Source organism: Pseudomonas sp. R11-23-07 (genome assembly GCF_003852295.1).
GTDB lineage: Bacteria > Pseudomonadota > Gammaproteobacteria > Pseudomonadales > Pseudomonadaceae > Aquipseudomonas.
The window spans coordinates 5,397,824-5,420,225 of sequence record NZ_CP027761.1 but is presented as its reverse complement, the minus strand read 5'-3'; the positions used below and the strand labels follow the sequence as shown (position 1 = coordinate 5,420,225).

Below are 22,402 nucleotides of genomic sequence, written 5' to 3'. Positions count from 1 at the left end.
TCTCTCCGACCGTGCAACATCTGGTAACGCCTCCAGCAAGCGGTACCAAATGTGAGTCCTTATCATTTGCGCTCTTTTTGCAAATGAGCGACCGCACCCATGTTGGCACCCAAGCGCCTCCTGACTGCCCTGGCACTCACCCTGATCGGCAGCACCGTCGTGCAAGCCGCCGACGAAGTGGTGGTGTACTCCTCGCGCATCGACGAACTGATCAAGCCGGTGTTCGACGCCTACACCCGCAAGACCGGTGTACAGGTCAAATTCATCACCGATAAAGAAGCGCCGCTGATGCAGCGCATCAAGGCCGAAGGCGAAAACGCCACCGCCGACCTGCTGCTCACCGTCGACGCCGGCAACCTCTGGCAGGCCGAGCAGATGGGCATCCTGCAGCCGTTCACCTCCGAGGTGATCGACAAGAACATTCCGTTGCAATACCGTTCTTCGGCCCACGCCTGGACCGGCTTGAGCCTGCGCGCGCGGACCATCGCCTATTCCACCGACCGGGTAAAACCGGGCGACCTGACCTCCTACGAAGCCCTGGCCGACAAACAGTGGGAAGGCCGGCTGTGCCTGCGCACGGCGAAAAAGGTCTACAACCAGTCACTGACCGCCACGCTGATCGAAACCCATGGCGCGAGCAAGACTGAAGAAATCGTCAAAGGCTGGGTGAATAACCTGTCCACCGACGTGTTCTCCGACGATATTGCGGTGCTGGAGGCGATCAATGCCGGGCAATGCGATGTGGGTATCGTCAACACGTACTACTACGGTCGCCTGCACAAGCAGAAGCCGGACCTGGCGGTGAAGCTGTTCTGGCCGAACCAGGGCGACCGTGGCGTGCATGTGAACCTGTCGGGCATCGGCCTGACCAAGCACGCGCCACACCCAGAGGCGGCCAAGGCTTTGGTGGAGTGGATGACCACGCCCGAGGCGCAGCAGATTTTCGCCGATGTGAACCAGGAGTTCCCCGCCAACCCAGCGGTAGCGCCGTCGGCAGAAGTGGCGAGCTGGGGCAAATTCGTGGCCGACACCTTGCCGGTGGAAGTGGCGGGCAAGCGCCAGGCCGAGGCTATCCGCTTGATGGATCGCGCCGGCTGGAACTGATTTTGTAAATCGCCGCAGATCAAAATGTGGGAGGGGGCTGATTCACCGCCATGCCACTGTAGGAGCGAGCTTGCTCGCGAAAAACGTTCAGGCAACGCGTTCATTCTGGATAAACGCGGGGGCCCTGAGTTCTTCGCGAGCAAGCTCGCTCCTACAAAAGCCTTAACTGGCTGTAGGGCACGTCCCCTCCACAGTGTTGTGTTCACCCTCCCAGAGAGTTAAGCCTTGGCCCATCCCGCCCAACGCCGCTGGTACCTGCCGGTCTTCAGCGTCGCCGCCCTGGTGCTGCTGCCGCTGAGCGTGCTGTTGCTGTCCTGGCAAAGCGTCGACTACCAGATCTGGTCCCACCTCTGGGACACCCAGATGCCACGTTTACTGGGTAACACCTTGACCCTGGTGCTCGGCGTCGGCCTTGGCGTGACGTTGCTGGGCGTAAGCCTGGCCTGGCTGACCAGCCTCTGCGAATTCCCCGGCCGCCGCTGGTTGGACTGGGCACTGATGCTGCCCTTTGCAATTCCGGCCTACGTGTTGGCGTTCGTGTTCGTGGGACTGCTGGATTTTGCGGGCCCCGTGCAAACCCTGCTGCGCGACGTGTTCGGCCTCGGGCTGCGCCTGCCGCGTGTGCGTTCCACCAGCGGCGTGATCATCGTATTGGTGCTGGTGTTCTACCCCTATGTCTACCTGCTGGCGCGCTCTGCATTCCTGGCTCAGGGCAAGGGCTTGATGGAAGCGGCGCGGGTGCTGGGCCAGTCGCCCTGGCAAGCGTTCTGGCGCGTAGCGCTGCCCATGGCGCGTCCGGCGATTGGGGCGGGGGTCGCCCTGGCCTTGATGGAAACCCTGGCGGATTTCGGTGCGGTCTCGGTGTTCAATTTCGACACGTTCACCACCGCCATCTATAAAACCTGGTACGGCTTTTTCAGCCTCTCCAGCGCTGCCCAACTGGCCAGCCTGTTGCTGCTGGTGGTGATGCTGGTGTTGTATGGCGAACGGCGCGCCCGTGGAGCAAGCCGGCCCAGCAACGAGCGCCCGCGAGGCAAGGCGTTGTATCACCTGCGTGGGTTCAAGGCGGCAGCGGCCAGTGGCTGGTGTGGCTTGGTGTTCGCCTGCGCGTTTGTGATCCCGGTGCTGCAACTGGTGGTGTGGTTCTGGCAGCGTGGCCGGTTCGACCTGGATGAGCGCTACACCGGCCTGATCCTGCACACCCTGTATCTGGGCGCGATTGCGGCGCTGATTACCGTCGGCGTGGCGCTGATACTGGCGTTCGCCAACCGCCTTGCGCCGACTCGGGCGATTCGCTCCGGCATCAGCCTGGCCAATGTCGGCTATGCCTTGCCCGGCTCGGTGCTGGCGGTGTCGATCATGCTCGCCTTCAGCTACCTGGACCGCGAACTGGTGGTGCCGCTGTCGGGCTGGCTGGGCGGTGCGGGCAAACCGTTGCTGCTGGGCAGCCTCTCGGCGCTGGTGCTCGCCTATCTGGTGCGGTTCCTGGCGGTGGCCTACGGGCCGCTGGAAAACAGCCTGGCGCGTATCCGTCCGTCGTTGCCCGAGGCCGCACGAAGTCTGGGGGTGAGCGGACCACAACTGTTTTGCAAGGTGTATCTGCCACTGTTGCTGCCCGGCACCCTGAGCGCGGCGCTGCTGGTGTTCGTCGATGTGCTCAAGGAAATGCCCGCCACCTTGCTGATGCGCCCGTTTGGCTGGGACACCCTGGCGGTGCGGATCTTTGAAATGACCAGTGAAGGGGAATGGGCGCGGGCCTCGTTGCCGGCGCTGACCCTGGTACTGGTTGGGTTGTTGCCGGTCGTCGGGCTGATCCGACGCTCCGCACGACAAATCGGTTAGGTGCCAGTCCTACAGCTTGCGGCTACAATGCGCGGCATTCGGTGTGCCGCGTCTTTCGAGGCGGGTTGGCGCATGTGTCTGCAGGCCTTGTAATCCAAGGCGCTCGGCACTGGCGGCAACTCTGCGCACCTTCGCCAAGCCCGGAAGGAGACACCCATGGGACAGCGTACGCCTCTGTATGACCTGCATCTCGCCCTCGGCGCGAAAATGGTCGATTTTGGCGGTTGGGATATGCCTTTGCATTACGGCTCGCAGGTTGAGGAGCACCATCAGGTGCGGCGCGACTGCGGGGTGTTCGATGTATCTCATATGACCGTGATCGATGTCAGCGGTCTTCAGGCCAAGGAATGGCTCCAGCACTTGCTGGCCAATGACGTCGATCGATTGCACGGCTGCGGCCGCGCGTTGTACAGCGCCATGCTCAATGAGCAGGGCGGGGTAGTGGACGACATGATCGTCTACCGTACCGAAACTGGTTACCGGCTGGTGGTCAACGCCGCCACCCGTGACCAGGACATGGCCTGGATGCAGGCGCAACTGGGCAGCTATCAAGTGCAACTCCGGGAGCGCTCCGAGCTGGCCATGCTCGCCATTCAGGGTCCCCATGCGCGGCACAAGATCGCCGAACTGGTGACCCAGTCCCGTGGCACCCTGATCCATCAGCTCAAGCCGTTCGAAGGCCAGGCCGACGGCGACTGGTTTATTGCCCGCACCGGTTATACCGGCGAAGACGGCCTGGAAATTGTCCTGCCTGCCGACCAGGCGCCGGGTTTTTTCAACGATCTGGTGGGCGCCGGTATTTCCCCCATCGGCCTCGGTGCCCGCGATACCTTGCGTCTGGAAGCCGGCATGAACCTGTACGGCCAGGATATTCACCAGCAGGTGTCACCCCTGGCCGCCAACATGGCCTGGAGCATCGCCTGGGAGCCAGCGGGGCGTAACTTCATCGGCCGCGCCGCGCTGGAGGCGGAAAAGGCTGCCGGGGTGCAATTCAAATTAGTGGGACTGGTCCTGGAAGAACGTGGGGTTCTGCGCGCTCATCAGGTGGTTCGTATCGCCAATGTTGGCGAAGGGGAGATCACCAGTGGTAGTTTCTCACCTACGCTGAGCAAATCCATTGCCCTGGCGCGCGTACCGACGGCGACTGCCGACCGGGCCGAAGTGGAAATCCGCGGCAAGTGGTACCCGGTGCGAGTGGTCAAGCCGACCTTCGTACGCCATGGCAAAACCCTGATCTAACTATTTTCCGGCAGGCCTATGGCCGCTGACATTTCTTCTTGAGGACACAGACTATGAGCAATATCCCTGCCGACCTGCGTTTTGCCGAAAGTCATGAGTGGGCCCGTCTGGAAGCCGACGGCACCGTGACCGTCGGGATCTCCGACCATGCTCAGGAAGCCTTGGGTGATGTGGTGTTTGTTGAGCTGGCTGAGGTTGGTGCCACTTTTGAAGCGCAAGGCCAGGCGGGTGTGGTTGAGTCGGTGAAGGCTGCTTCGGATATCTACTCGCCGGTTGCTGGCGAGGTGATTGCGGTCAACGAAGATTTGGGTGGTAGTCCTGAGCTGCTGAACTCTGACCCGTACGGCGCCTGGATCTTCAAGCTCAAGCCAAGCAACCCAGCTGACCTGGACAAATTGCTCGACGCCGCCGGCTACAAAGCCGCCATCGGCGAGTAAACGCAAAACCAATGTGGGAGGGGGTTTGCCCCCTCCCACATTATGTGATCAGCTTGCTTTCAATACCGCTTTGACCGCCGCCACAGCCCGCTCCACATCCGCCTCCGTCATCGCTGTAAACATCGGCAACGACACGATCAAACGCCCAACACGCTCCGCCACCGGGAACATACCTTCCTTGAACCCTTGTGCCCGATACAGGCTCAGCAGGTGGATCGGCGGGTAGTGATAACCGATGCCGACGCCGTGGGCCTGCATCCGCTCCATAAAGGTGGCGCGGGCAGGCAAACCGTCCTGACGCTCCGGCAATACCAGCTGGAACAGGTGCCAGTTGCTGTTTTCGAAGTCGGCCGGCGGCAGCTGCGCGCCGTACACTTGTTCAAAATCACTGCCAAAGCATTCGAAGTAGTGCCGAGCCAGGTTCTGGCGGTGGGCGGTGATCTTCTCGATATGCGCAAACTGCCCCAGGCCAATGGCGGCGGCGATATCGGTCATGTTGAATTTGCCACCCAACACGTCCACATCCAGGCCATCGAAACCGCTGCGGGTCACGCCTTGCAGGCGGTATTTCTCGGCCAGACGGGCTTCTTCGGCGTTGTTGAGCACCAGGCAGCCGCCTTCGGATGAGGTGATGTTCTTGTTTGCCTGGAAACTGAACGACACAAAGTCGCCGGTAGCGCCGATGCGTTCCCCGTCCCAACTGGAACCCAGGGCCTGGGCGGCGTCCTCGATGATGCGCAGGTTGTACTTGTTGGCCAGCGCGTAAAGCATCGGCATGTCCAGGGGCAAGCCGGCCAGATAGACCGGGATGATCGCCTTGGTGCGCGGGGTAATCGCCGCTTCAACCTGGGCCAGGTCGATGTTGCGGGTCACCGGGTCAATATCGGCGAATACCGGAGTGGCGCCTACCTCCAGAATAACGTTGGCCGTAGCAACCCAGGAAATCGGTGTGGTAATGACTTCATCCCCAGGCCCGATACCGGCGATGCGCAGGGCAATCTCCATGGTGCAGGTGCCGGAGTTGAAAGTGCGTACCGGCCGGCCGCCGAAATATTCCGACAGCTGCGCTTCGAACGCCTGCACCTTCGGCCCGCTGGTGATCCAGCCCGAGCGCAGCACATCGCCGACCGCCGAGATGGTGGCTTCATCAATGGTAGGTTTGGAAAACGGCAGGAAGGGCTGTTGGCTCATGACGAAGAGGGCATCCGTTTCAGGTAGGCGATGAGTAATGGACGTGTCAGCCCTGCATGGTTGCACGGCTCGACTGAATATAGCCTGTCGCCCGTGAATGATTCGTCACGCTCCAGGCAAAAAAATGCCGCTTGAAAAAGCGGCATTTTTTAACGTGCAGGTATTACTCGGTTACAGCGTTCTTCGCGAGGATGGCGTTGGCCAGTTCCATATCCGTGGCTTGCAGGCCAGGGTTATCAGCACGGACCTTCTGCATGGCCGCTTCCAGGTACGGGCCGCGAATGCCGCCGTTGCTGGCGACGAAGCTGCCGGCGTCGTCCTGGGCGGCGACTACCAGCTTGTGGTCCTTGAAGGTCAGGTAGGTCGAGCCGGTGGTGGCACCCGACGAGATGACATTACGCCAGAAGCTATCGGCCATGGCTGAGCCGACAGGGAGGGAGAGCACAGCGAGGGTTGCGACAGCATATTTAAGACGCATGATGGGTGACTCCGGTGGGTTATCTGTACATTTTGATTGTAGTTAACCTGATCCAGTTCCATCACTGACTAAACAGTTTCAACCTTTAAAACCACCCCATCCTGGCCAACCACGCGCACTTGAGCGCCTACGGGCGCATCGGCACCGGTGACCATCCATACGCCATCGCCGACTTTAACCTTGCCCCTGCCATCCACGATCGCCTGATGCACCACGAAGGTGCGTCCGACCAACTCTGAACCGCGCTCATTCAAGCCGGGTTGATCGCTGGCCTTGGCGCCGCTGCGTTGGCGTTTCCACCAGTACACGGCCGTCAATATTGACAACAGGGCGAACAGCAGCAGTTGCCACTCAAGTCCCAGGGGCGGGACGATAAACTTGATCACTCCCACGGCGGCTGCGGCGATACCCATCCACAACAGGTAGCCTCCCGCGCCGAACACCTCGAGAATCAACAACACGGTGCCCAGCGCCAGCCAGTCCCAGAACGAAAGGTGCTGCAGGAAATCCCACATGATGGCGACCTCAGCCTTTCTTGCTGTCGAAAGTCGCTCTGACAATCTCGCCGATACCGCCCACGGCACCGATCACCTGGCTGGCTTCCAGCGGCATCAGGATCACCTTGCTGTTGTTGGCCGACGCCAGCTTGCCCAGGGCATCGATATATTTCTGCGCGACGAAGTAGTTCACCGCCTGCACGTTACCGGATGCGATCGCTTCCGATACCACCTGGGTCGCCCGGGCTTCAGCCTCGGCCTGGCGCTCACGCGCTTCGGACTCAAGGAAGGCGGCCTGGCGGCTACCCTCGGCCTCGAGGATCTGCGCTTGCTTCTTGCCCTCGGCGGTGAGGATCGCCGAGGCTCGCAGGCCTTCGGCTTCGAGGATCTGCGCACGCTTGATCCGCTCGGCTTTCATCTGCCCGGACATGGCCGCCATCAGGTCGGCAGGCGGGCTGATGTCCTTGATTTCGATACGGGTGATCTTGATGCCCCACGGCGCCGTGGCTTCGTCGACGGTGCGCAGCAGTTTTTCATTGATACCGTCGCGCTGGCTCAGCATCGCATCCAGCTCCATGGAGCCAAGCACCGTACGGATATTGGTTTGCAGCAAATTGCGGATGGCATGCTCGAGGTTGTTCACCTCATACGCGGCCTGGGCCGTGTTCACCACCTGGAAGAAGCACACGGCGTCGATCTGCACGGTGGCGTTGTCGGCGGTAATCACTTCCTGGGGGGGAATATCCAGCACGCTTTCCATCACGTTGATCTTGCGGCCGATGCGGTCCATGACCGGGATGATGATGTTGAGGCCGGGCTTGAGGGTGTTGGTATAGCGGCCAAAACGTTCGACCGTCCATTGGTAGCCCTGGGGCACCACTTTGAAACCCATGAACAGGATGGCAATGGCCAACCCCACGAAAAGAAGCAGTACGGTGCCGATCTGCATAACGATTCCCTATCTGATGATGTCGGTGACATGACGTTCGGTCGAGTGTAACGGTCTCGTCACGGATAAGGACGGTTTCAGTGCCCAACAAACAAAGGATTTGTTTCTGAATCCCCAGGGGTCACCCTCAGGACTTCCGCCAGCGTCGTCAGCCCGGCCTTCACCTTTTGCAGGCCGGCCATGCGCAGGCTGTGCATGCCTTGCCCGAGAGCCGCACGGCGCAAGGCCTGCACGTCCGCGCCAGGGGTGATCAGCGCCTTGAGGGTTTCGTCCACCGTCATGATCTCATAGAGCCCGGCTCTGCCCTGATAACCACTGTCGCGGCATTCCACGCAGCCGGCGGCTTCGTAGGCGTCGGCCACGGCGCGTTTGCAATGGGAGCACAGCACACGCACCAAGCGTTGCGCCATGACGCCTATCAGCGTTGCCTTGATCAAATAATGAGCGATCCCCAGTTCCTGCAAGCGGCTGATCGCGCTCGGCGCGTCGTTGGTATGCAGGGTCGACAGCACCAGGTGCCCGGTCAGCGCGGCCTGGATCGCCATTTCGGCGGTTTCCCGGTCGCGAATCTCGCCGATCATGATGATGTCCGGGTCCTGGCGCAGTAACGCGCGGATACCGCTGGCGAAGGTCAGGTCGATGTTGTGCTGGACCTGCATCTGGTTGAACGCCGGTTCGACCATCTCGATGGGGTCCTCCACGGTGCACAGGTTGACCTCCCGGCTCGCCAGTTGCTTGAGGGTGGCGTAAAGCGTGCTGGTCTTGCCCGAGCCGGTCGGGCCGGTGACCAGGATAATGCCGTGGGCCTGTCGGGTCATGGCCTGCCAGCGCTGTTGATCTTCGGCAGACAAGCCCAGCTGGTCGAAATCCTTGAGCAGCACCTGGGGGTCAAAAATGCGCATGACCAGCTTCTCGCCAAAAGCGGTGGGCAAGGTCGAAAGGCGCAGTTCCACTTCAGCCCCCGCCGGGGTTTTCATCTTGATGCGCCCATCCTGGGGTTTGCGCTTCTCTGCCACGTTCATACGGCCAAGGCTTTTCAGGCGGCTGACGACAGCGGTGGTGACCTGTGGCGGAAATTGGTAGACGTCATGCAACAGGCCATCGATGCGAAAGCGCACACGACCCTGTTCGCGGCAGGGCTCTATATGAATATCGCTCGCCCGCTGACCAAAGGCGTACTGCAGCAGCCAGTCGACGATATTGACGATATGTGCGTCATCGGCGTGCGGCTCCTTATCGCTGGCGCCGAGGTTGAGCAGGTCGGCATTGCCGGGCGCTGTCATTTTTTGATCGGCCCCACTGACCGATTTGGCCAACCGATAGAACTCGCTGATACAGCGCTGGATCGCCTGGGGATTGGCCACCACGCGCTTGACCGTGCGTTTGAGTACTTGGGAAAGCCCGGCCTCCCAGCCGCTGACATGGGGTTGAGCGCTGGCGATCGTGACGCTACGCGCATCCACGGCGACTGCGAGGATGGCGTGGCGCTGGGCAAAGGCATGGGACATCAACGGCACCACCGTCGCGACGTCGATCTTCAGCGGATCAATGCGCAGGTAAGGTTGCTCGACCTGCCGGGCCAGCCATTGGGTTAACGTTTCCAGGCACGGCCCTTCGGCGGCGATACGCTCCAGGGGATGCTGGGCGCTGGTGGGCGCGGACGACAGCCGTTGCGCCATCTCCGCCGTGATCAGCTCCTGCTCGAGCAATGCAGGCAGCAACGGATGCAGTTCCAGGGGGCGATCTGGCAGGGCGGCGGACATGAGGGTTTCCTGGTGGGCGTCGGGTGTAATTCCAGGCTAGCCAGCTTCTGAAAATCCTCCTTGTGCGTGTATTGCAGGTTTTTACCGCGACGTTGCGGCCACGGCTTGAAGCCGCGCGCAGTCAGCCGGCCGCAGCTCCAGGGAACACACGCTGATCAGGTTTCGAATCTTTTCACCGATCACCTGGGCGCGGTGCCAGCTCAGGCCGCCCATCATGATGTCGATGCGCAGCAGGTCGTCTTCCCTGTTCACGCTCACCTGACTGGGCGTGAGAAATTGCAGCGCGAAGTAATTCAACACCCGACACAGCACGTCCGGCTCCGCCTCCGCGACGATCCGATAATGCGCCTCGCAGTGAAGGCTATCGACGGCCCATGCATCGGCGCGGGTAACAGAGTGAGCGGTTTCGACGGCGTGCATGCTGATTCTCCAAATTCGACTGAAGAAATTTTTACACGCAGCGGCTGAGATTTCTTATCTAAAATCGAACAGATTGGCAGATAATCGAATCAATCAATTCAGCGTAATCAACTTATAAGGTATTTCTATGCAAAGCGAACTGGACGCTTATGACCGTCGTATCCTGGCCCTGCTCCAAGAGGACGCTTCGCTCTCCAGCGCACAGATCGCCGAGCAGGTCGGCCTCTCGCAGTCACCATGCTGGCGGCGTATTCAGCGGCTCAAGGAGGATGGCGTGATCCGTGGCCAGGTCACCTTGCTGGACCGCAAGAAAATCGGCCTCAACACGCAGATTTTCGCCGAGGTCAAACTCAACGCCCACGGTCGGTCCAACTTCACCGAGTTTACCGAGGCGATTCGTGGCTTTCCGGAAGTGCTGGAGTGTTATGTGCTGATGGGCGCGGTGGATTTTCTATTGCGTATTGTTGCGTCGGACATCGAGGCGTACGAGCGGTTTTTCTTCGACAAGTTGTCGATGGTGCCGGGGATTCAGGAGGTTAATTCGATTGTGGCGTTGTCGGAAATAAAATCCACAACCAGCCTGCCAGTATTGCGCTAGCAGGTCCGGCCCTATCGGGAGCAAGCCCCCTCCCACAGTTGACCGAGTTCCTACTTTGGAATGCAGTTATATGTGGGAGGGGGCTTGCCCCCGATGGCGATATCACAGACGCAGAAGCATCTTCCAGGCACGATTCTGATAAACCGCAATCGCCTGGTGCATCCGCGCGTCCAGCGACTCATCGGTGATCGGTTGGTTAGCCAGGTGCGCCAGCTTGTTCAGTTCGCCGTACAAACGGTCCAGTTCCGGAATATCCACCACCTGACGGGCATGGTGCAGCCAGGCCTGGATGCGCTCGATACGCGGCAGTTGCTCGGCCAGGTCTTCCGGCTGTTGCTGGTAGCGCGGCAGTTGCAGGGCAACGGCGTCGTCGGCCAGCAGGCGCGGTAGCCAGTTGGTGATTTGCGCAGCGCCCTGGCGGTTGCCGCGCACGTTACGCTCGGCGGTCCAGGTGCGGGCCAGCAGCCAGCGCGAGGTGTTCAGGGAGAACAGGCCCCAGCGCACGTCCTGCAGCTCTTCAACGAACTGCTCCGGCGCGGCTTTGCGGATGTCTTCATCGTCGTCACCGGCCTGGACCAGCGGGCGCCAGTCTTCCAGCAACGCATCCAGGACACTGCGCAATTCGCTGGTGGATTGACGCGGCGCGGCTTGGCCGAGACTGCCGATCAGCGCGCGCAATTCACCGAGGGTCTCGACCCAGTCCTGCAGCAAGCGCCAGTGGCCATTGAAGCGATATTGCTCGGCCAGGCGCTGGCTGCTGCCCAGCAAGTGCCACATGATTGCGGCGAAGGCATCGTCCAGCGGCATTTCGGCGTGGATCTGCGGTGCCGGCAGGCTCAAGGAATAGCTGCTGGCGTCGTACAGGCGATAGCCACGTTCGGCCTTGCTGATGTCACAGGGCATCAGCGCCAGGGTCGCGGCCAGTTCGGCGGCCAGTTCCAGCAGGGCGGCCGGTTCGCCTTCGCGCAGTTCCAGTTCCAGCTCGCAGATTTCTTCCTTCTGCTTGCCGACCACCACGTGGCCCAGGTCCAGGGCGGCTTCGATCACTACCTTGGCCTTGCCGCGACCCCAGGCGATTTCGGCGCGCTCGCGCACGAAGTCGGTGGTGAAGATCGGCTTGAGGGTCTTTTTGTCCAGCTCGGCCAGTTGCTCGGGCCAGCATTCGCCGTCGAGTTTCTTCACGTCGAGCTTGGCCTTGGGCAGGTCCCAGTTGTATTCGTTACGTTCCGACAAACCGGCGACGCTCTGGCCACGGGTCTTGAGGGTCTGGATGATGCTGTCACCGTCCTTGCGCAAGCGCAGGGCCACCTTGGCCTGGGCCAGGTCGCGCTCGGGGGTGTCGAAGTACTGATTCATCAACTCACGGCGTTCCCAGCCACTTTTGTTGCGTTTTTTCAGTAGCGGGTGCTCACGCAGCGCGGCGAGTGTTTCGCGGCTGACACGGAGCTTGATTTCGGTTTCTTTCTGCATGGCCGGAAAATCCAGGATCGGGAGCGCAGCCGGGGAAAAGTGTGGCTGCCAAGGTCGTGCAGTGTACAGGACTGAGCCCGGCAACGTGCCGCAACGGTTTATTGTGTCGTGCAGATGGCTCTATAGTGGGGTTCATCCGGGAAGTTGGAGACCGCGCATGCCGTTACCGTCCATGAAAGAGCAGTTCGCCGCGTTGATTGCCGCGCCGTCGGTCAGTTGCACTCAAGCGTCGCTGGACCAGACCAATCGCCCGGTGATCGACCTGCTCGCCACCTGGCTGGGCGACCTGGGCTTCTCCATCGACATCCAGCAGGTCAGCCCTGGCAAGTTCAACCTGTTGGCAAGTTTCGGCAGTGGCCCCGGTGGCCTGGTGCTGGCTGGCCATAGCGACACGGTGCCCTACGACGCGGCACTGTGGGAAACCGACCCGCTCAAGCTGACAGAAGTCGACGGCCGCTGGGTAGGATTGGGCAGTTGCGACATGAAGGGTTTTTTTGCGCTGGCGATTGAAGCGGTGCTGCCGCTGCTGGACCAACCGTTCAAGCAACCGCTGCTGATCCTCGCCACCTGCGATGAAGAAAGCTCGATGTCCGGTGCCCGCGCACTGGCCGAGGCGGGGCGGCCATTGGGCCGGGCGGCGGTGATCGGCGAACCGACCGGCCTCAAGCCGGTCCGCCTGCACAAAGGCGTGATGATGGAGCGCATCGACATTCTTGGCCGCAGCGGCCATTCGTCGGACCCAAGCCTTGGTCACAGCGCCCTTGAAGCCATGCACGACGCCATCGGCGAACTGCGCGGCCTGCGCCTTGCCTGGCAGCGCGAATACCGCAACCCGCAGTTCAGCGTGCCGCAGCCGACCCTGAACTTCGGCTGCATCCATGGCGGCGACAACCCCAACCGCATCTGTGGCCAATGCTCCCTGGAGTTCGACCTGCGTCCCTTGCCGGGCATGGACCCTGCGGTGCTGCGCGCCGCCATCCGGCAAAAACTCGAGCCCCTGGCCGAGCGGCATAAGGTCAGGATCGATTACGCGCCGCTGTTCCCGGAAGTACCGCCCTTCGAGCAGCCGGAAGACGCCGAGTTGGTGAGGGTGGCGGAACGTTTGACCGGCCACCGTGCCGAAGCAGTGGCGTTCGGCACCGAAGCGCCTTATCTTCAGCGCCTTGGTTGCGAAACCCTGGTGCTCGGCCCTGGCGATATCGCCTGTGCGCACCAGCCGGGTGAATACCTCGAAATGTCACGCTTGACGCCTACAGTGCGTCTATTGCGGGAACTGATCGAACATTACTGCCTGAAACCTGCATAAATTAACCCCTGCCTGTTCGTACATAGAAAGGAGAGTGAGCGTGTCGCCAAGCCTGTTCCGACGATAACCATCAGCCCGCTGTGCGCTTTCACGATTGATCCTTTTTTGGCTGCTTTTTATTACAGGCCCAGGTGTTATGCCCGACTACGTTAATTGGCTTCGTCACGCTTCGCCCTACATCAATGCCCACCGCGACTGCACCTTTGTGGTCATGCTGCCTGGCGATGGGGTGGAACACCCGAACTTCGGCAATATCGTCCACGACCTGGTGCTGTTGCACAGCCTGGGTGTGCGACTGGTGCTGGTGCACGGCTCGCGTCCGCAAATTGAAGCGCGCCTTGAAGCGCGCGGCCTTACCCCGGCTTATCACGAAGGTTTGCGCATTACCGATGCGGCGACGCTCGAGTGCGTGATCGACGCGGTGGGGCAGTTGCGTATTGCCATCGAAGCGCGCTTGTCCATGGACATGGCATCATCGCCCATGCAGGGCTCGCGCCTGCGGGTGGCCAGCGGCAACCTGGTGACCGCGCGGCCAATTGGTGTGCTCGAAGGCGTGGACTATCACCACACTGGCGAAGTGCGCCGGGTCGACCGCAAGGGCATCAACCGGCTGCTGGACGAGCGCTCCATCGTACTGCTGTCGCCGTTGGGTTATTCGCCCACCGGTGAGATTTTCAACCTGGCCTGCGAAGACGTTGCCACCCGTGCCGCCATCGACCTGGGCGCCGACAAATTGCTGCTGTTTGGTGCCGACCTGGGCCTGATCGATGAAAACGGCCGACTGGTGCGTGAGTTGCGTCCGCAGCAAGTGCCGGCGCACCTGCAGCGCCTGGGCAGCAACTATCAGGCCGAGCTGCTCGATGCCGCCGCCGAAGCCTGTCGTGGTGGGGTGGGGCGCAGCCATATTGTCAGCTACGTCGAAGACGGCGCCTTGCTCACCGAACTGTTCACCCGCGACGGCGGCGGTACGCTGGTCGCCCAGGAGCAATTCGAACTGGTGCGCGAAGCGGCGATTGAAGACGTCGGCGGTTTGCTCGACCTGATCAGCCCGCTGGAAGAGCAGGGCATTCTGGTGCGTCGTTCCCGGGAAGTGCTCGAGCGTGAGATCGAGCAGTTCAGCGTGGTCGAGCGTGAAGGCATGATCATCGCCTGCGCGGCGTTGTATCAGATCGCCGATTCGGATGCGGGTGAGCTGGCATGCCTGGCGGTGAACCCGGAATACCGCCATGGCGCACGCGGCGATGTATTGATCGAGCGCATCGAGACCCGTGCCCGGGCCCAGGGCCTGAAGACTTTGTTTGTCCTCACCACCCGCACCGCCCACTGGTTCCGTGAACGCGGCTTTGTACCAAGCAGCGTGGACCGCCTGCCGTCGGCGCGGGCGTCGCTGTACAACTATCAGCGCAACTCGAAAATTTTCGAGAAGCCTTTGTAAACCCACTCCAGCAACACTACCTAACCAAATGTGGGAGGGGGCTTGCCCCCGATAGCAGTGGGTCAGTTAACTGATAAGTCGCTGACAGACCGCAATCGGGAGCAAGCCCCCTCCCACATTCGAGACCTGCCCCTTCAAAAACTTCCCCAAGGCTTCAGAACCTTTCATTCGTGCCGATACGATAAAAAGGCCGTCGCGTTGACATCAAAAGAAACTAATCCCGATACAAAAACTGTAACAAATTGACGGGAGGATGTGCCTTTGGCCATGATGGCGTCGCCTTTTTGATCGTGGGTGACGTATGCAGCAGAACGTCAACATTAAGCGATCTAAAAAAGTGCTGATAAATACCCTTTAGGAATTAGCTCGTGGGATGGTCTGTCTAGCCTGACCAGCCCGATGCGTGAATGCGCTTATTCCTGAATCGTATGAAAAAGAATGAAACAATTCTTTTTGGGTGTATGAAAAACTCATTACCCTGCAGGGACCAAATCAACTGCGATTAGACGAAGGTAGTAGACACATAAGGTTGCGATTGACTTGGTAGTCACTATCTGGCGCTAATCGCGCATCTGTGGATCGAGGGCGTCAGACCCGAGACCAAAGAAATACAAAAATTAGAAATGAGAGGAGCGGTACATGAAGAAGTCCACCTTGGCTGTGGCTGTAGCTTTGGGCGCCATCGCCCAGCAAGCAGGCGCTGCCGGTTTCATCGAAGACAGTAAAGTAACGCTGGGTCTGCGTAACTTCTACATCAACACCGACAACCGCGATTCGGCCGCTGGCACTGCAGCCAACAAGCGTGCCGGTGTGCAAAACAAGCAGGAAGAATGGGGCCAGGGCTTCGACCTGCGCTTCATCTCCGGTTACACCCAAGGCACCGTAGGCTTCGGTCTCGACGCTATCGGCCTGCTGGGTGTTCGCCTGGACTCCGGCGGCGGCACCAACGGCGCCACGGCGAGCTCCTACGGTGGCACCGTGTTCCCGAGCAAGTCCAATGGCGAAGCCGTTGATAACTACTCGAGCCTGGGCCTGACTGCCAAAGCCAAGATCTCCCAGACTGAACTGAAGCTGGGTACGCTGCAGCCAAAGCTGCCGGTCATCGTGACCAACGACGGTCGTCTGCTGCCGCAGACCTTCCAGGGTGGCCAGATCACCAGTAACGATGTCTACAAAGACCTGACGCTGGTTGCCGGTCAGATCGAAAAAGCCAAGGGCCGTAACTCCAGCAACGTCGACAACCTGTCGATCGCCGGTGCCAACTCCCGTGGTGCAAGCTGGCGCGACAGCAACAAATTCTACTACGCCGGTGGTGACTACAAGATCACCAAGGACCTGACTGCCCAGTACTACTACGGCAATCTGGAAGACTTCTACAAGCAGCACTTCCTGGGCCTGACCCATAACTGGGCCATCGGTCCTGGCGTACTGAAGTCTGACCTGCGTTATTTCAACAGCTCGGATGACGGCAAGAACGGCCACGAGTCGGCTTACTTCTCCTCGGGCAACTACAGCGGCGTGAACTCCGGTCGTGGCAAGGTCGATAACAACCTGTACAGCGGCCTGTTCCTGTACACCGTTGCCGGTCACACCTTCGGTGGTGGTTACCAGGTCAGCAACGGCAGCAGCGACTTCCCTTGGTTGAACCAGGGTGACGGCTCGTCGGCTTACCTGACCACTGACATGCAAATCGCCAAGTTCGCCCGTGCTGGCGAACGTACCTGGCAAGCTCGCTACTCCTACGACTTCGCCAAGGTTGGCGTGCCTGGCTTGACCGCCGGTGTCGTGTACCTCAAAGGCACCGACATCGATACCGTCAACGGTAGCCGTGCCGAGTTCACCGGCCAGTCCGAGTGGGAACGTGACATTACGGTTGCGTACGTTGTTCCAGAAGGCGTGTTCAAGAACGTCGGCGTTGCCTGGAAAAACGCTATGTGGCGCAACGATGTTGCTGCCGCGCGCGATCAGGACGAAAACCGTGTAATCGTCAGCTACACCTACGCGTTCAAGTAACTGCTTAAAGCCTTGCCCGGCGCAATGCCGGGCAAGGTTGTTGCTTTCAAGTCGGGCTCAACCCCCGCAAGCCCTTCCTGAAGTCCCTCTTGGTACAGCGTCTCAAGGCCTTCTCGAACCTTGAAAACGATGTTGATCCTCGTCCGCTCCCAAGTCCAATGAACAGATTTTTATATTCTTTTATCGTCTAGATAAATCGATATTTATTCTTTTTAAAATCCTCCCAAACCCTGCACAGTGGGCTCCATAAGCACTCATCAGGAGCCCCACCATGAGCCTAAGACTGGGCGACATCGCCCCCGACTTCGAACAGGATTCCAGCGCCGGCAAGATTCGTTTCCACGAATGGCTGGGTGATAGCTGGGGTGTGCTGTTCTCTCACCCGGCGGACTTTACCCCGGTGTGCACCACCGAACTGGGCTTCACCGCCAAACTCAAGGATGAATTCGCCCAGCGAGGCGTCAAGGCCATCGCTTTGTCGGTTGACCCGGTGGACTCGCACCACAAGTGGATCGAAGACATCAACGAAACCCAGAACACCGTCGTCAATTTCCCGATCCTGGCCGATGCCGACCGCAAGGTCTCGGACCTCTACGACCTGATCCATCCCAACGCCAGTGACACCCTCACTGTGCGCTCCCTGTTTGTGATCGACCCGAACAAGAAAATCCGCCTGACCATTACCTACCCGGCCAGCACCGGCCGTAACTTCCACGAAATCCTGCGGGTGATCGACTCGCTGCAGCTGACCGACAACCATAAGGTCGCCACTCCCGCCAATTGGCAGGACGGTGATGAGGTGGTGATCGTGCCGTCGCTCAAGGACGAGGAAGAGATCAAGAAACGCTTTCCCAAGGGCTATAGGGCAGTGAAGCCATACCTGCGGCTTACCCCGCAACCCAATCGTTAACACAGGACCCATGTGGGAGGGGGCTTGCTCCCGATTGCGGTGGGTCAGTCAATGCACTTGTTACTGAAAGACCGCTATCGGGAGCAAGCCCCCTCCCACATTTTCACCGTTCACATAGCAGGGGTTTTTCAGGCCGTTTCGACGGCCTTTTTTTTCGCCTGGCGATCTGTTTATCTCATATGTTTTTATGGAATAAACAAATGAATAAATAAGATTTAAAGATATATAAATCTACTGCTAAGGTCTGTTCCATCTTGGCGCCATCGCCACACAGCGAACCGCCGACACTTGCTCAAGGAATACTTGCATGCTGGTCGTAACACTTGGAGGCAGTCCCAGTCAGCGTTCCCGCTCCGGGGTCTTGCTGGAGAAAACCCGTCAATGGCTGCAGGACCAGGGCGTGGAAGTGGTGAGTTACCAGATCCGCGACTTTCCGGCTGAAGACCTGCTGCACGCACGGTTCGACAGCCCCAAGGTCATCGACCTGTTGCAGCAAGTGGCGAATGCCGATGGTCTGGTGATCGCCACGCCGGTGTACAAGGCGTCGTTCTCCGGTGCCTTGAAGACCGTACTCGACCTGCTGCCCGAGCGCGCCCTGGCCCACAAGGTGGTCTTGCCGATGGCCACCGGCGGCAGCATCGCGCACATGCTGGCGGTGGATTACGCCCTCAAGCCCGTGCTGTCGGCGCTCAAAGCGCAGGAATTGCTCCATGGGATCTTTGCCGAAGACAGCCAGATCGCCTACGGCGAAGGCAGTGCCCAGGCGCAATTGGTGCCCGTGCTCGAACAGCGCTTGCACGAAGCTCTGGAGCAGTTTTACAGCGCCATGGCCCGCCGCCCGAAACCGCTCGACCCGCATGTACTCAATGAACGCCTGTTGAGTGCTCGCTGGAGCATTTAAGCCTTACCCGACATCTGGAAACACTCACCTTACTCAGCCGCCAACGGCCAAGCAGGTGCCGCCAATACCCTAATCGCACATTTGGAGAGCGCCATGCGCACTGTCATTTTGCGTCGCGGTCTGGTCGCACTGTTTGCTGCGGCTGTGTCCTTCGGCGCCATCGTTCAAGCCCACGCCGCAGAAACCCTGCGCATCGGTTACCAGAAATACGGCACGCTGGTGCTGCTCAAGGCCAAGGGCACCCTGGAGAAACGCCTGGCAGCCCAGGGCGTGCAGGTGCAATGGACCGAATTCCCCGGTGGCCCGCAATTACTCGAGGGCCTGAACGTCGGCTCCATCGACTTTGGCGTCACCGGCGAAACCCCACCCGTGTTCGCCCAGGCCGCCGGTGCGGATCTGCTTTACGTGGCCTACGAGCCGCCCGCGCCGACCAGTGAAGCGATCCTGGTACCCAAGGATTCGACGATCAAAACGGTGGCCGAGCTCAAGGGCAAGAAGATCGTGCTGAACAAAGGCTCCAACGTGCACTACCTGCTGGTTCGTGCGCTGGAAGACGCCGGCCTTGCCTACACCGACGTGAAAACCGTGTTCCTGCCGCCCGCCGATGCCCGCGCCGCCTTCGAACGCGGCAGTGTGGACGCCTGGGTGATCTGGGACCCGTACCAGGCCGCCGCCGAGAAACAACTGCAAGCGCGCACCCTGCGCGACGGCACCGGCATCGCCGACAACCACCAGTTTTACCTGGCGACCAAGCCCTACGCCGAACAGCACCCAGAAGTGATCAAGGCGCTGGTGGAAGAAGTGCGCGCCGTGGGCGAATGGTCCAAGGCCAACCCGCAGGAAGTGACGGACCAGGTCGCGCCGTTGCTCGGCCTGCCCGCTGATATCACCCTGACCTCGGTGAAACGCCAGGGCTACGGGGCGCTGTTCCTGACGCCCGAAGTGGTCGCGGCCCAGCAGAAAATCGCCGACAGCTTCTACCAGCTCAAATTGATTCCCAAGCCCTTGAGCATCAAGGACGTGATCTGGACCCCACCCGCCTCGGTTGCCAAAGCGCCGTAATCCGACTTCTTCAGGAGACAACTCCATGAGCCTCAATATTTTCTGGTTCCTGCCTACCCACGGCGACGGTCATTACCTTGGCACCGCCGAAGGCGCTCGCGCCGTCGATCACGGTTACCTGCAACAAGTAGCCCAGGCCGCTGACCGCCTGGGCTTCGGTGGGGTGTTGATCCCCACCGGGCGCTCTTGCGAAGACTCGTGGCTGGTGGCTGCCTCGCTGATTCCGGTGACCCAGCGTTTGAAATTTCTGGTTGCGCTGCGCCCCGGGATTATTTCCCCGACGGTGGCCGCGCGCCAGGCGGCGACCCTGGACCGCCTGTCCGGTGGCCGTGCGCTGTTCAACCTGGTGACCGGTGGTGACCCGGAAGAACTGGCCGGCGACGGCTTGTTCCTCAGTCACGAAGAGCGCTACCAGGCGTCGGTGGAATTCACGCGCATCTGGCGTCGCGTGCTGGAAGGCGAGACCGTGGATTACGACGGCGAGCACATCAGCGTCAAAGGCGCCAAGTTGCTCTACCCGCCAATCCAGCAGCCACGCCCGCCGCTGTATTTCGGCGGTTCGTCCGAAGCGGCCCAGGACCTGGCAGCCGAACAGGTGGAAATGGTACTGACCTGGGGCGAACCCCCGGCAGCGGTGGCGGAAAAAATCGAACAAGTACGGGCCAAGGCCGCCAAGCTTGGGCGCACTCTGCGCTTTGGTATTCGCTTGCATGTGATCGTGCGTGAAACCAACGAGGAGGCGTGGAAAGCCGCCGATAAACTGATCTCCCACTTGGACGACGAAACCATCGCCCGCGCCCAGGCGTCCCTGGCGCGCTTCGATTCGGTGGGCCAGCAGCGCATGGCGGCCTTGCATGGCGGCAGTCGCGACAACCTGGAAGTCAGCCCCAATCTGTGGGCCGGGGTCGGCCTGGTGCGCGGCGGTGCGGGCACTGCGCTGGTGGGCGATGGCCCAACGGTTGCGGCACGGGTCAAGGAATACGCAGACCTGGGCATCGACACCTTTATCTTCTCCGGTTATCCCCACCTGGAAGAGTCGTATCGGGTCGCGGAACTGCTGTTCCCGCACCTGGATATCGAACGTCCCGAACTGCCGAAAAGCGCCGGCTACGTCAGCCCGTTCGGCGAGATGGTGGCCAACGACATCCTTCCCAAAGCTGCGTCGCAGAGCTGAGGGGGCGCCATGAACCTGGAAAAAATCAGCCATCGCGTAGCGCCCTGGGTGCTGCCGATTCTATTGCTGGCGGTGTGGCAGTTGTCGGTGACGGCAGGTTGGTTGTCGACGCGCATTCTTCCGGCGCCCAGTGCGGTCATCGAGGCTGGCATCAACCTGGTCCGCAGCGGCGAAATCTGGACGCACCTGGCGATCAGCGGCTGGCGCGCGGGCCTGGGCTTTGTGATCGGTGGCAGCATCGGCCTGGCCCTGGGCTTTATCACCGGCCTGTCGAAGTGGGGCGAGCGTCTGCTGGACAGCTCGGTGCAGATGATCCGCAACGTGCCGCACCTGGCGCTGATTCCCTTGGTGATCCTGTGGTTCGGGATTGACGAGACCGCGAAGATTTTCCTGGTGGCCCTGGGCACGTTGTTCCCGATCTACCTGAACACTTACCACGGCATCCGCAACGTCGACCCGGCGCTGGTGGAAATGTCGCGCAGCTACGGCTTGTCCGGCTTCAGCCTGTTCTGGCAAGTGATCCTGCCGGGCGCGTTGCCGTCGATCCTGGTGGGCGTGCGCTTTGCCCTGGGCTTTATGTGGTTGACGCTGATCGTGGCGGAAACCATCTCGGCCAGTTCCGGCATCGGTTACCTGGCGATGAACGCCCGCGAGTTCCTGCAGACCGACGTGGTGGTGCTGGCCATCGTCATGTACGCGATCCTCGGTAAGCTGGCCGACCTGGCGGCGCGAGGCCTGGAACGGGTGTGGCTGCGCTGGCACCCGGCGTATCAAGTGAATAAGGGAGGTGCGGCATGACGGCTCAACAACCCCCGCGCCTGCTCAAGGGCATCCCCCTGGCGGTGCGCAAATTGCGCAAATCCTTTGGCGCTCGCGAAGTGCTCAAGGACATCGACCTGCATATCCCGGCCGGCCAATTCGTGGCGGTGGTCGGCCGCAGCGGCTGTGGCAAAAGTACCTTGCTGCGCCTGCTGGCGGGGCTGGACAAGGCCAGTGGCGGCGAGCTGCTGGCGGGCTCCGCGCCGCTGCATGAGGCAATCGAAGACACGCGGCTGATGTTCCAGGAAGCGCGCTTGCTGCCGTGGAAAAAGATCATCGACAACGTCGGCCTGGGCCTTACGGGCAACTGGCGCCCCAAGGCGTTGCAAGCGCTGGAGGCGGTGGGCCTGGCCGAGCGCGCCGAGGAGTGGCCGGCAGCCTTGTCCGGTGGCCAGAAACAGCGCGTCGCGTTGGCGCGGGCCTTGATTCACCAGCCGCGCCTGTTGCTGCTTGACGAACCGCTGGGCGCGCTGGATGCCCTGACACGTATCGAGATGCAGCAACTGATCGAAAACCTGTGGCGCAAACACGGCTTTACCGTGCTGCTGGTCACCCATGACGTCAGTGAAGCCGTGGCGATTGCCGACCGGGTCATCCTGATCGAAGACGGCGAAATCGGCCTGGACCTGATGGTGGACCTGCCCCGTCCCCGCGCCCGTGGCTCACATCGCCTGGCCGCGCTGGAAGCCGAAGTGCTCAACCGCGTGCTGTCGCTGCCCGGCTCACCGCCGGAACCCGAACCTGTTTCACCGCTGCCGACGCAATTGCGTTGGGCTCAATAACTCGCAGAGGAA

General features: G+C 60.8%; 21 protein-coding genes. 14 read left to right on the top strand and 7 right to left on the bottom strand.

The window, feature by feature from the left end; genetic code table 11:
* The first annotated feature begins 99 nt into the window (after positions 1-99).
* The 4 genes from C4J84_RS24945 to gcvH all read left to right on the top strand — a co-directional run bounded on the left by C4J84_RS24945 (position 100) and on the right by gcvH (position 4,622).
* Positions 100-1,104, top strand: a complete 1,005-nt coding sequence (locus C4J84_RS24945; protein ID WP_124436243.1) for an extracellular solute-binding protein — start codon at positions 100-102, stop codon at positions 1,102-1,104.
* Positions 1,105-1,329: 225 nt separating this feature from the next.
* Positions 1,330-2,946 carry an iron ABC transporter permease gene (locus tag C4J84_RS24935; protein WP_124436242.1) on the top strand — a complete coding sequence of 539 codons (1,617 nt, stop codon included), beginning with the start codon at positions 1,330-1,332 and terminating at the stop codon, positions 2,944-2,946.
* A gap of 156 nt (positions 2,947-3,102) precedes the next feature.
* Positions 3,103-4,185 (top strand): glycine cleavage system aminomethyltransferase GcvT, encoded by a 1,083-nt coding sequence (gene gcvT / locus C4J84_RS24930; protein ID WP_124372226.1) that lies wholly within the window; start codon positions 3,103-3,105, stop codon positions 4,183-4,185.
* A gap of 53 nt (positions 4,186-4,238) precedes the next feature.
* On the top strand, positions 4,239-4,622 hold the full coding sequence (gene gcvH / locus C4J84_RS24925; protein WP_124372225.1) for a glycine cleavage system protein GcvH: 384 nt from the start codon (positions 4,239-4,241) through the stop codon (positions 4,620-4,622).
* Between the two features lie 48 nt (positions 4,623-4,670).
* On the opposite strand, the gene C4J84_RS24920 is transcribed toward gcvH, so the two are convergent.
* The 6 genes from C4J84_RS24920 to C4J84_RS24895 all read right to left on the bottom strand — a co-directional run bounded on the left by C4J84_RS24920 (position 4,671) and on the right by C4J84_RS24895 (position 9,920).
* Positions 4,671-5,813, bottom strand: a complete 1,143-nt coding sequence (locus C4J84_RS24920) for a DegT/DnrJ/EryC1/StrS aminotransferase family protein (RefSeq protein WP_124372224.1) — start codon at positions 5,811-5,813, stop codon at positions 4,671-4,673.
* A gap of 163 nt (positions 5,814-5,976) precedes the next feature.
* Positions 5,977-6,291, bottom strand: coding sequence for a DUF2388 domain-containing protein (locus C4J84_RS24915; protein ID WP_124364886.1), 315 nt, complete (start codon positions 6,289-6,291; stop codon positions 5,977-5,979).
* A 68-nt stretch (positions 6,292-6,359) separates the two neighbouring features.
* The gene (locus C4J84_RS24910) at positions 6,360-6,806 is read right to left on the bottom strand and encodes an NfeD family protein (RefSeq protein ID WP_124372223.1); all 447 of its coding nucleotides are present in this window, start codon (positions 6,804-6,806) and stop codon (positions 6,360-6,362) included.
* A gap of 10 nt (positions 6,807-6,816) precedes the next feature.
* On the bottom strand, positions 6,817-7,737 hold the full coding sequence (locus tag C4J84_RS24905) for an SPFH domain-containing protein (protein WP_124372222.1): 921 nt from the start codon (positions 7,735-7,737) through the stop codon (positions 6,817-6,819).
* Positions 7,738-7,814: 77 nt separating this feature from the next.
* A complete protein-coding gene (locus tag C4J84_RS24900) occupies positions 7,815-9,500 on the bottom strand; it encodes a GspE/PulE family protein (protein ID WP_124372221.1) in 1,686 nt (561 codons plus the stop codon).
* Between the two features lie 81 nt (positions 9,501-9,581).
* A complete protein-coding gene (locus tag C4J84_RS24895) occupies positions 9,582-9,920 on the bottom strand; it encodes a hypothetical protein (RefSeq protein ID WP_124372220.1) in 339 nt (112 codons plus the stop codon).
* A gap of 127 nt (positions 9,921-10,047) precedes the next feature.
* Between C4J84_RS24895 and C4J84_RS24890 the strand changes: the two genes are divergently transcribed.
* On the top strand, positions 10,048-10,518 hold the full coding sequence (locus tag C4J84_RS24890) for an Lrp/AsnC family transcriptional regulator (protein WP_124364881.1): 471 nt from the start codon (positions 10,048-10,050) through the stop codon (positions 10,516-10,518).
* A gap of 102 nt (positions 10,519-10,620) precedes the next feature.
* On the opposite strand, the gene C4J84_RS24885 is transcribed toward C4J84_RS24890, so the two are convergent.
* A complete protein-coding gene (locus C4J84_RS24885; RefSeq protein ID WP_124372219.1) occupies positions 10,621-11,988 on the bottom strand; it encodes an inorganic triphosphatase in 1,368 nt (455 codons plus the stop codon).
* Positions 11,989-12,145: 157 nt separating this feature from the next.
* Between C4J84_RS24885 and argE the strand changes: the two genes are divergently transcribed.
* From argE to ssuB, 9 genes are all read left to right on the top strand, one after another.
* On the top strand, positions 12,146-13,294 hold the full coding sequence (gene argE / locus C4J84_RS24880; RefSeq protein ID WP_124372218.1) for an acetylornithine deacetylase: 1,149 nt from the start codon (positions 12,146-12,148) through the stop codon (positions 13,292-13,294).
* Between the two features lie 136 nt (positions 13,295-13,430).
* On the top strand, positions 13,431-14,729 hold the full coding sequence (gene argA / locus C4J84_RS24875; RefSeq protein WP_124436241.1) for an amino-acid N-acetyltransferase: 1,299 nt from the start codon (positions 13,431-13,433) through the stop codon (positions 14,727-14,729).
* Between the two features lie 639 nt (positions 14,730-15,368).
* Complete coding sequence (locus C4J84_RS24870; protein ID WP_124372217.1) at positions 15,369-16,742, top strand: OprD family porin; 1,374 nt, start codon at positions 15,369-15,371, stop codon at positions 16,740-16,742.
* A 271-nt stretch (positions 16,743-17,013) separates the two neighbouring features.
* A complete protein-coding gene (locus C4J84_RS24865) occupies positions 17,014-17,652 on the top strand; it encodes a peroxiredoxin (protein ID WP_015886425.1) in 639 nt (212 codons plus the stop codon).
* Between the two features lie 307 nt (positions 17,653-17,959).
* Positions 17,960-18,553: an NADPH-dependent FMN reductase gene (gene ssuE, locus C4J84_RS24860; RefSeq protein ID WP_124364877.1), complete on the top strand. Its 594-nt coding sequence runs from the start codon at positions 17,960-17,962 to the stop codon at positions 18,551-18,553.
* A gap of 93 nt (positions 18,554-18,646) precedes the next feature.
* Positions 18,647-19,615, top strand: coding sequence for a sulfonate ABC transporter substrate-binding protein (locus tag C4J84_RS24855; RefSeq protein ID WP_124364876.1), 969 nt, complete (start codon positions 18,647-18,649; stop codon positions 19,613-19,615).
* Positions 19,616-19,640: 25 nt separating this feature from the next.
* Positions 19,641-20,789, top strand: a complete 1,149-nt coding sequence (ssuD, locus tag C4J84_RS24850) for an FMNH2-dependent alkanesulfonate monooxygenase (RefSeq protein ID WP_124364875.1) — start codon at positions 19,641-19,643, stop codon at positions 20,787-20,789.
* Between the two features lie 9 nt (positions 20,790-20,798).
* Entirely contained in the window at positions 20,799-21,587 is a 789-nt protein-coding gene (gene ssuC, locus C4J84_RS24845) for an aliphatic sulfonate ABC transporter permease SsuC (RefSeq protein ID WP_124372216.1), read from the top strand.
* Positions 21,584-22,390, top strand: coding sequence for an aliphatic sulfonates ABC transporter ATP-binding protein (gene ssuB, locus C4J84_RS24840; protein ID WP_124368748.1), 807 nt, complete (start codon positions 21,584-21,586; stop codon positions 22,388-22,390). Before ssuC ends, ssuB begins: the two co-directional genes overlap by 4 nt.
* Positions 22,391-22,402 lie beyond the last annotated feature (12 nt).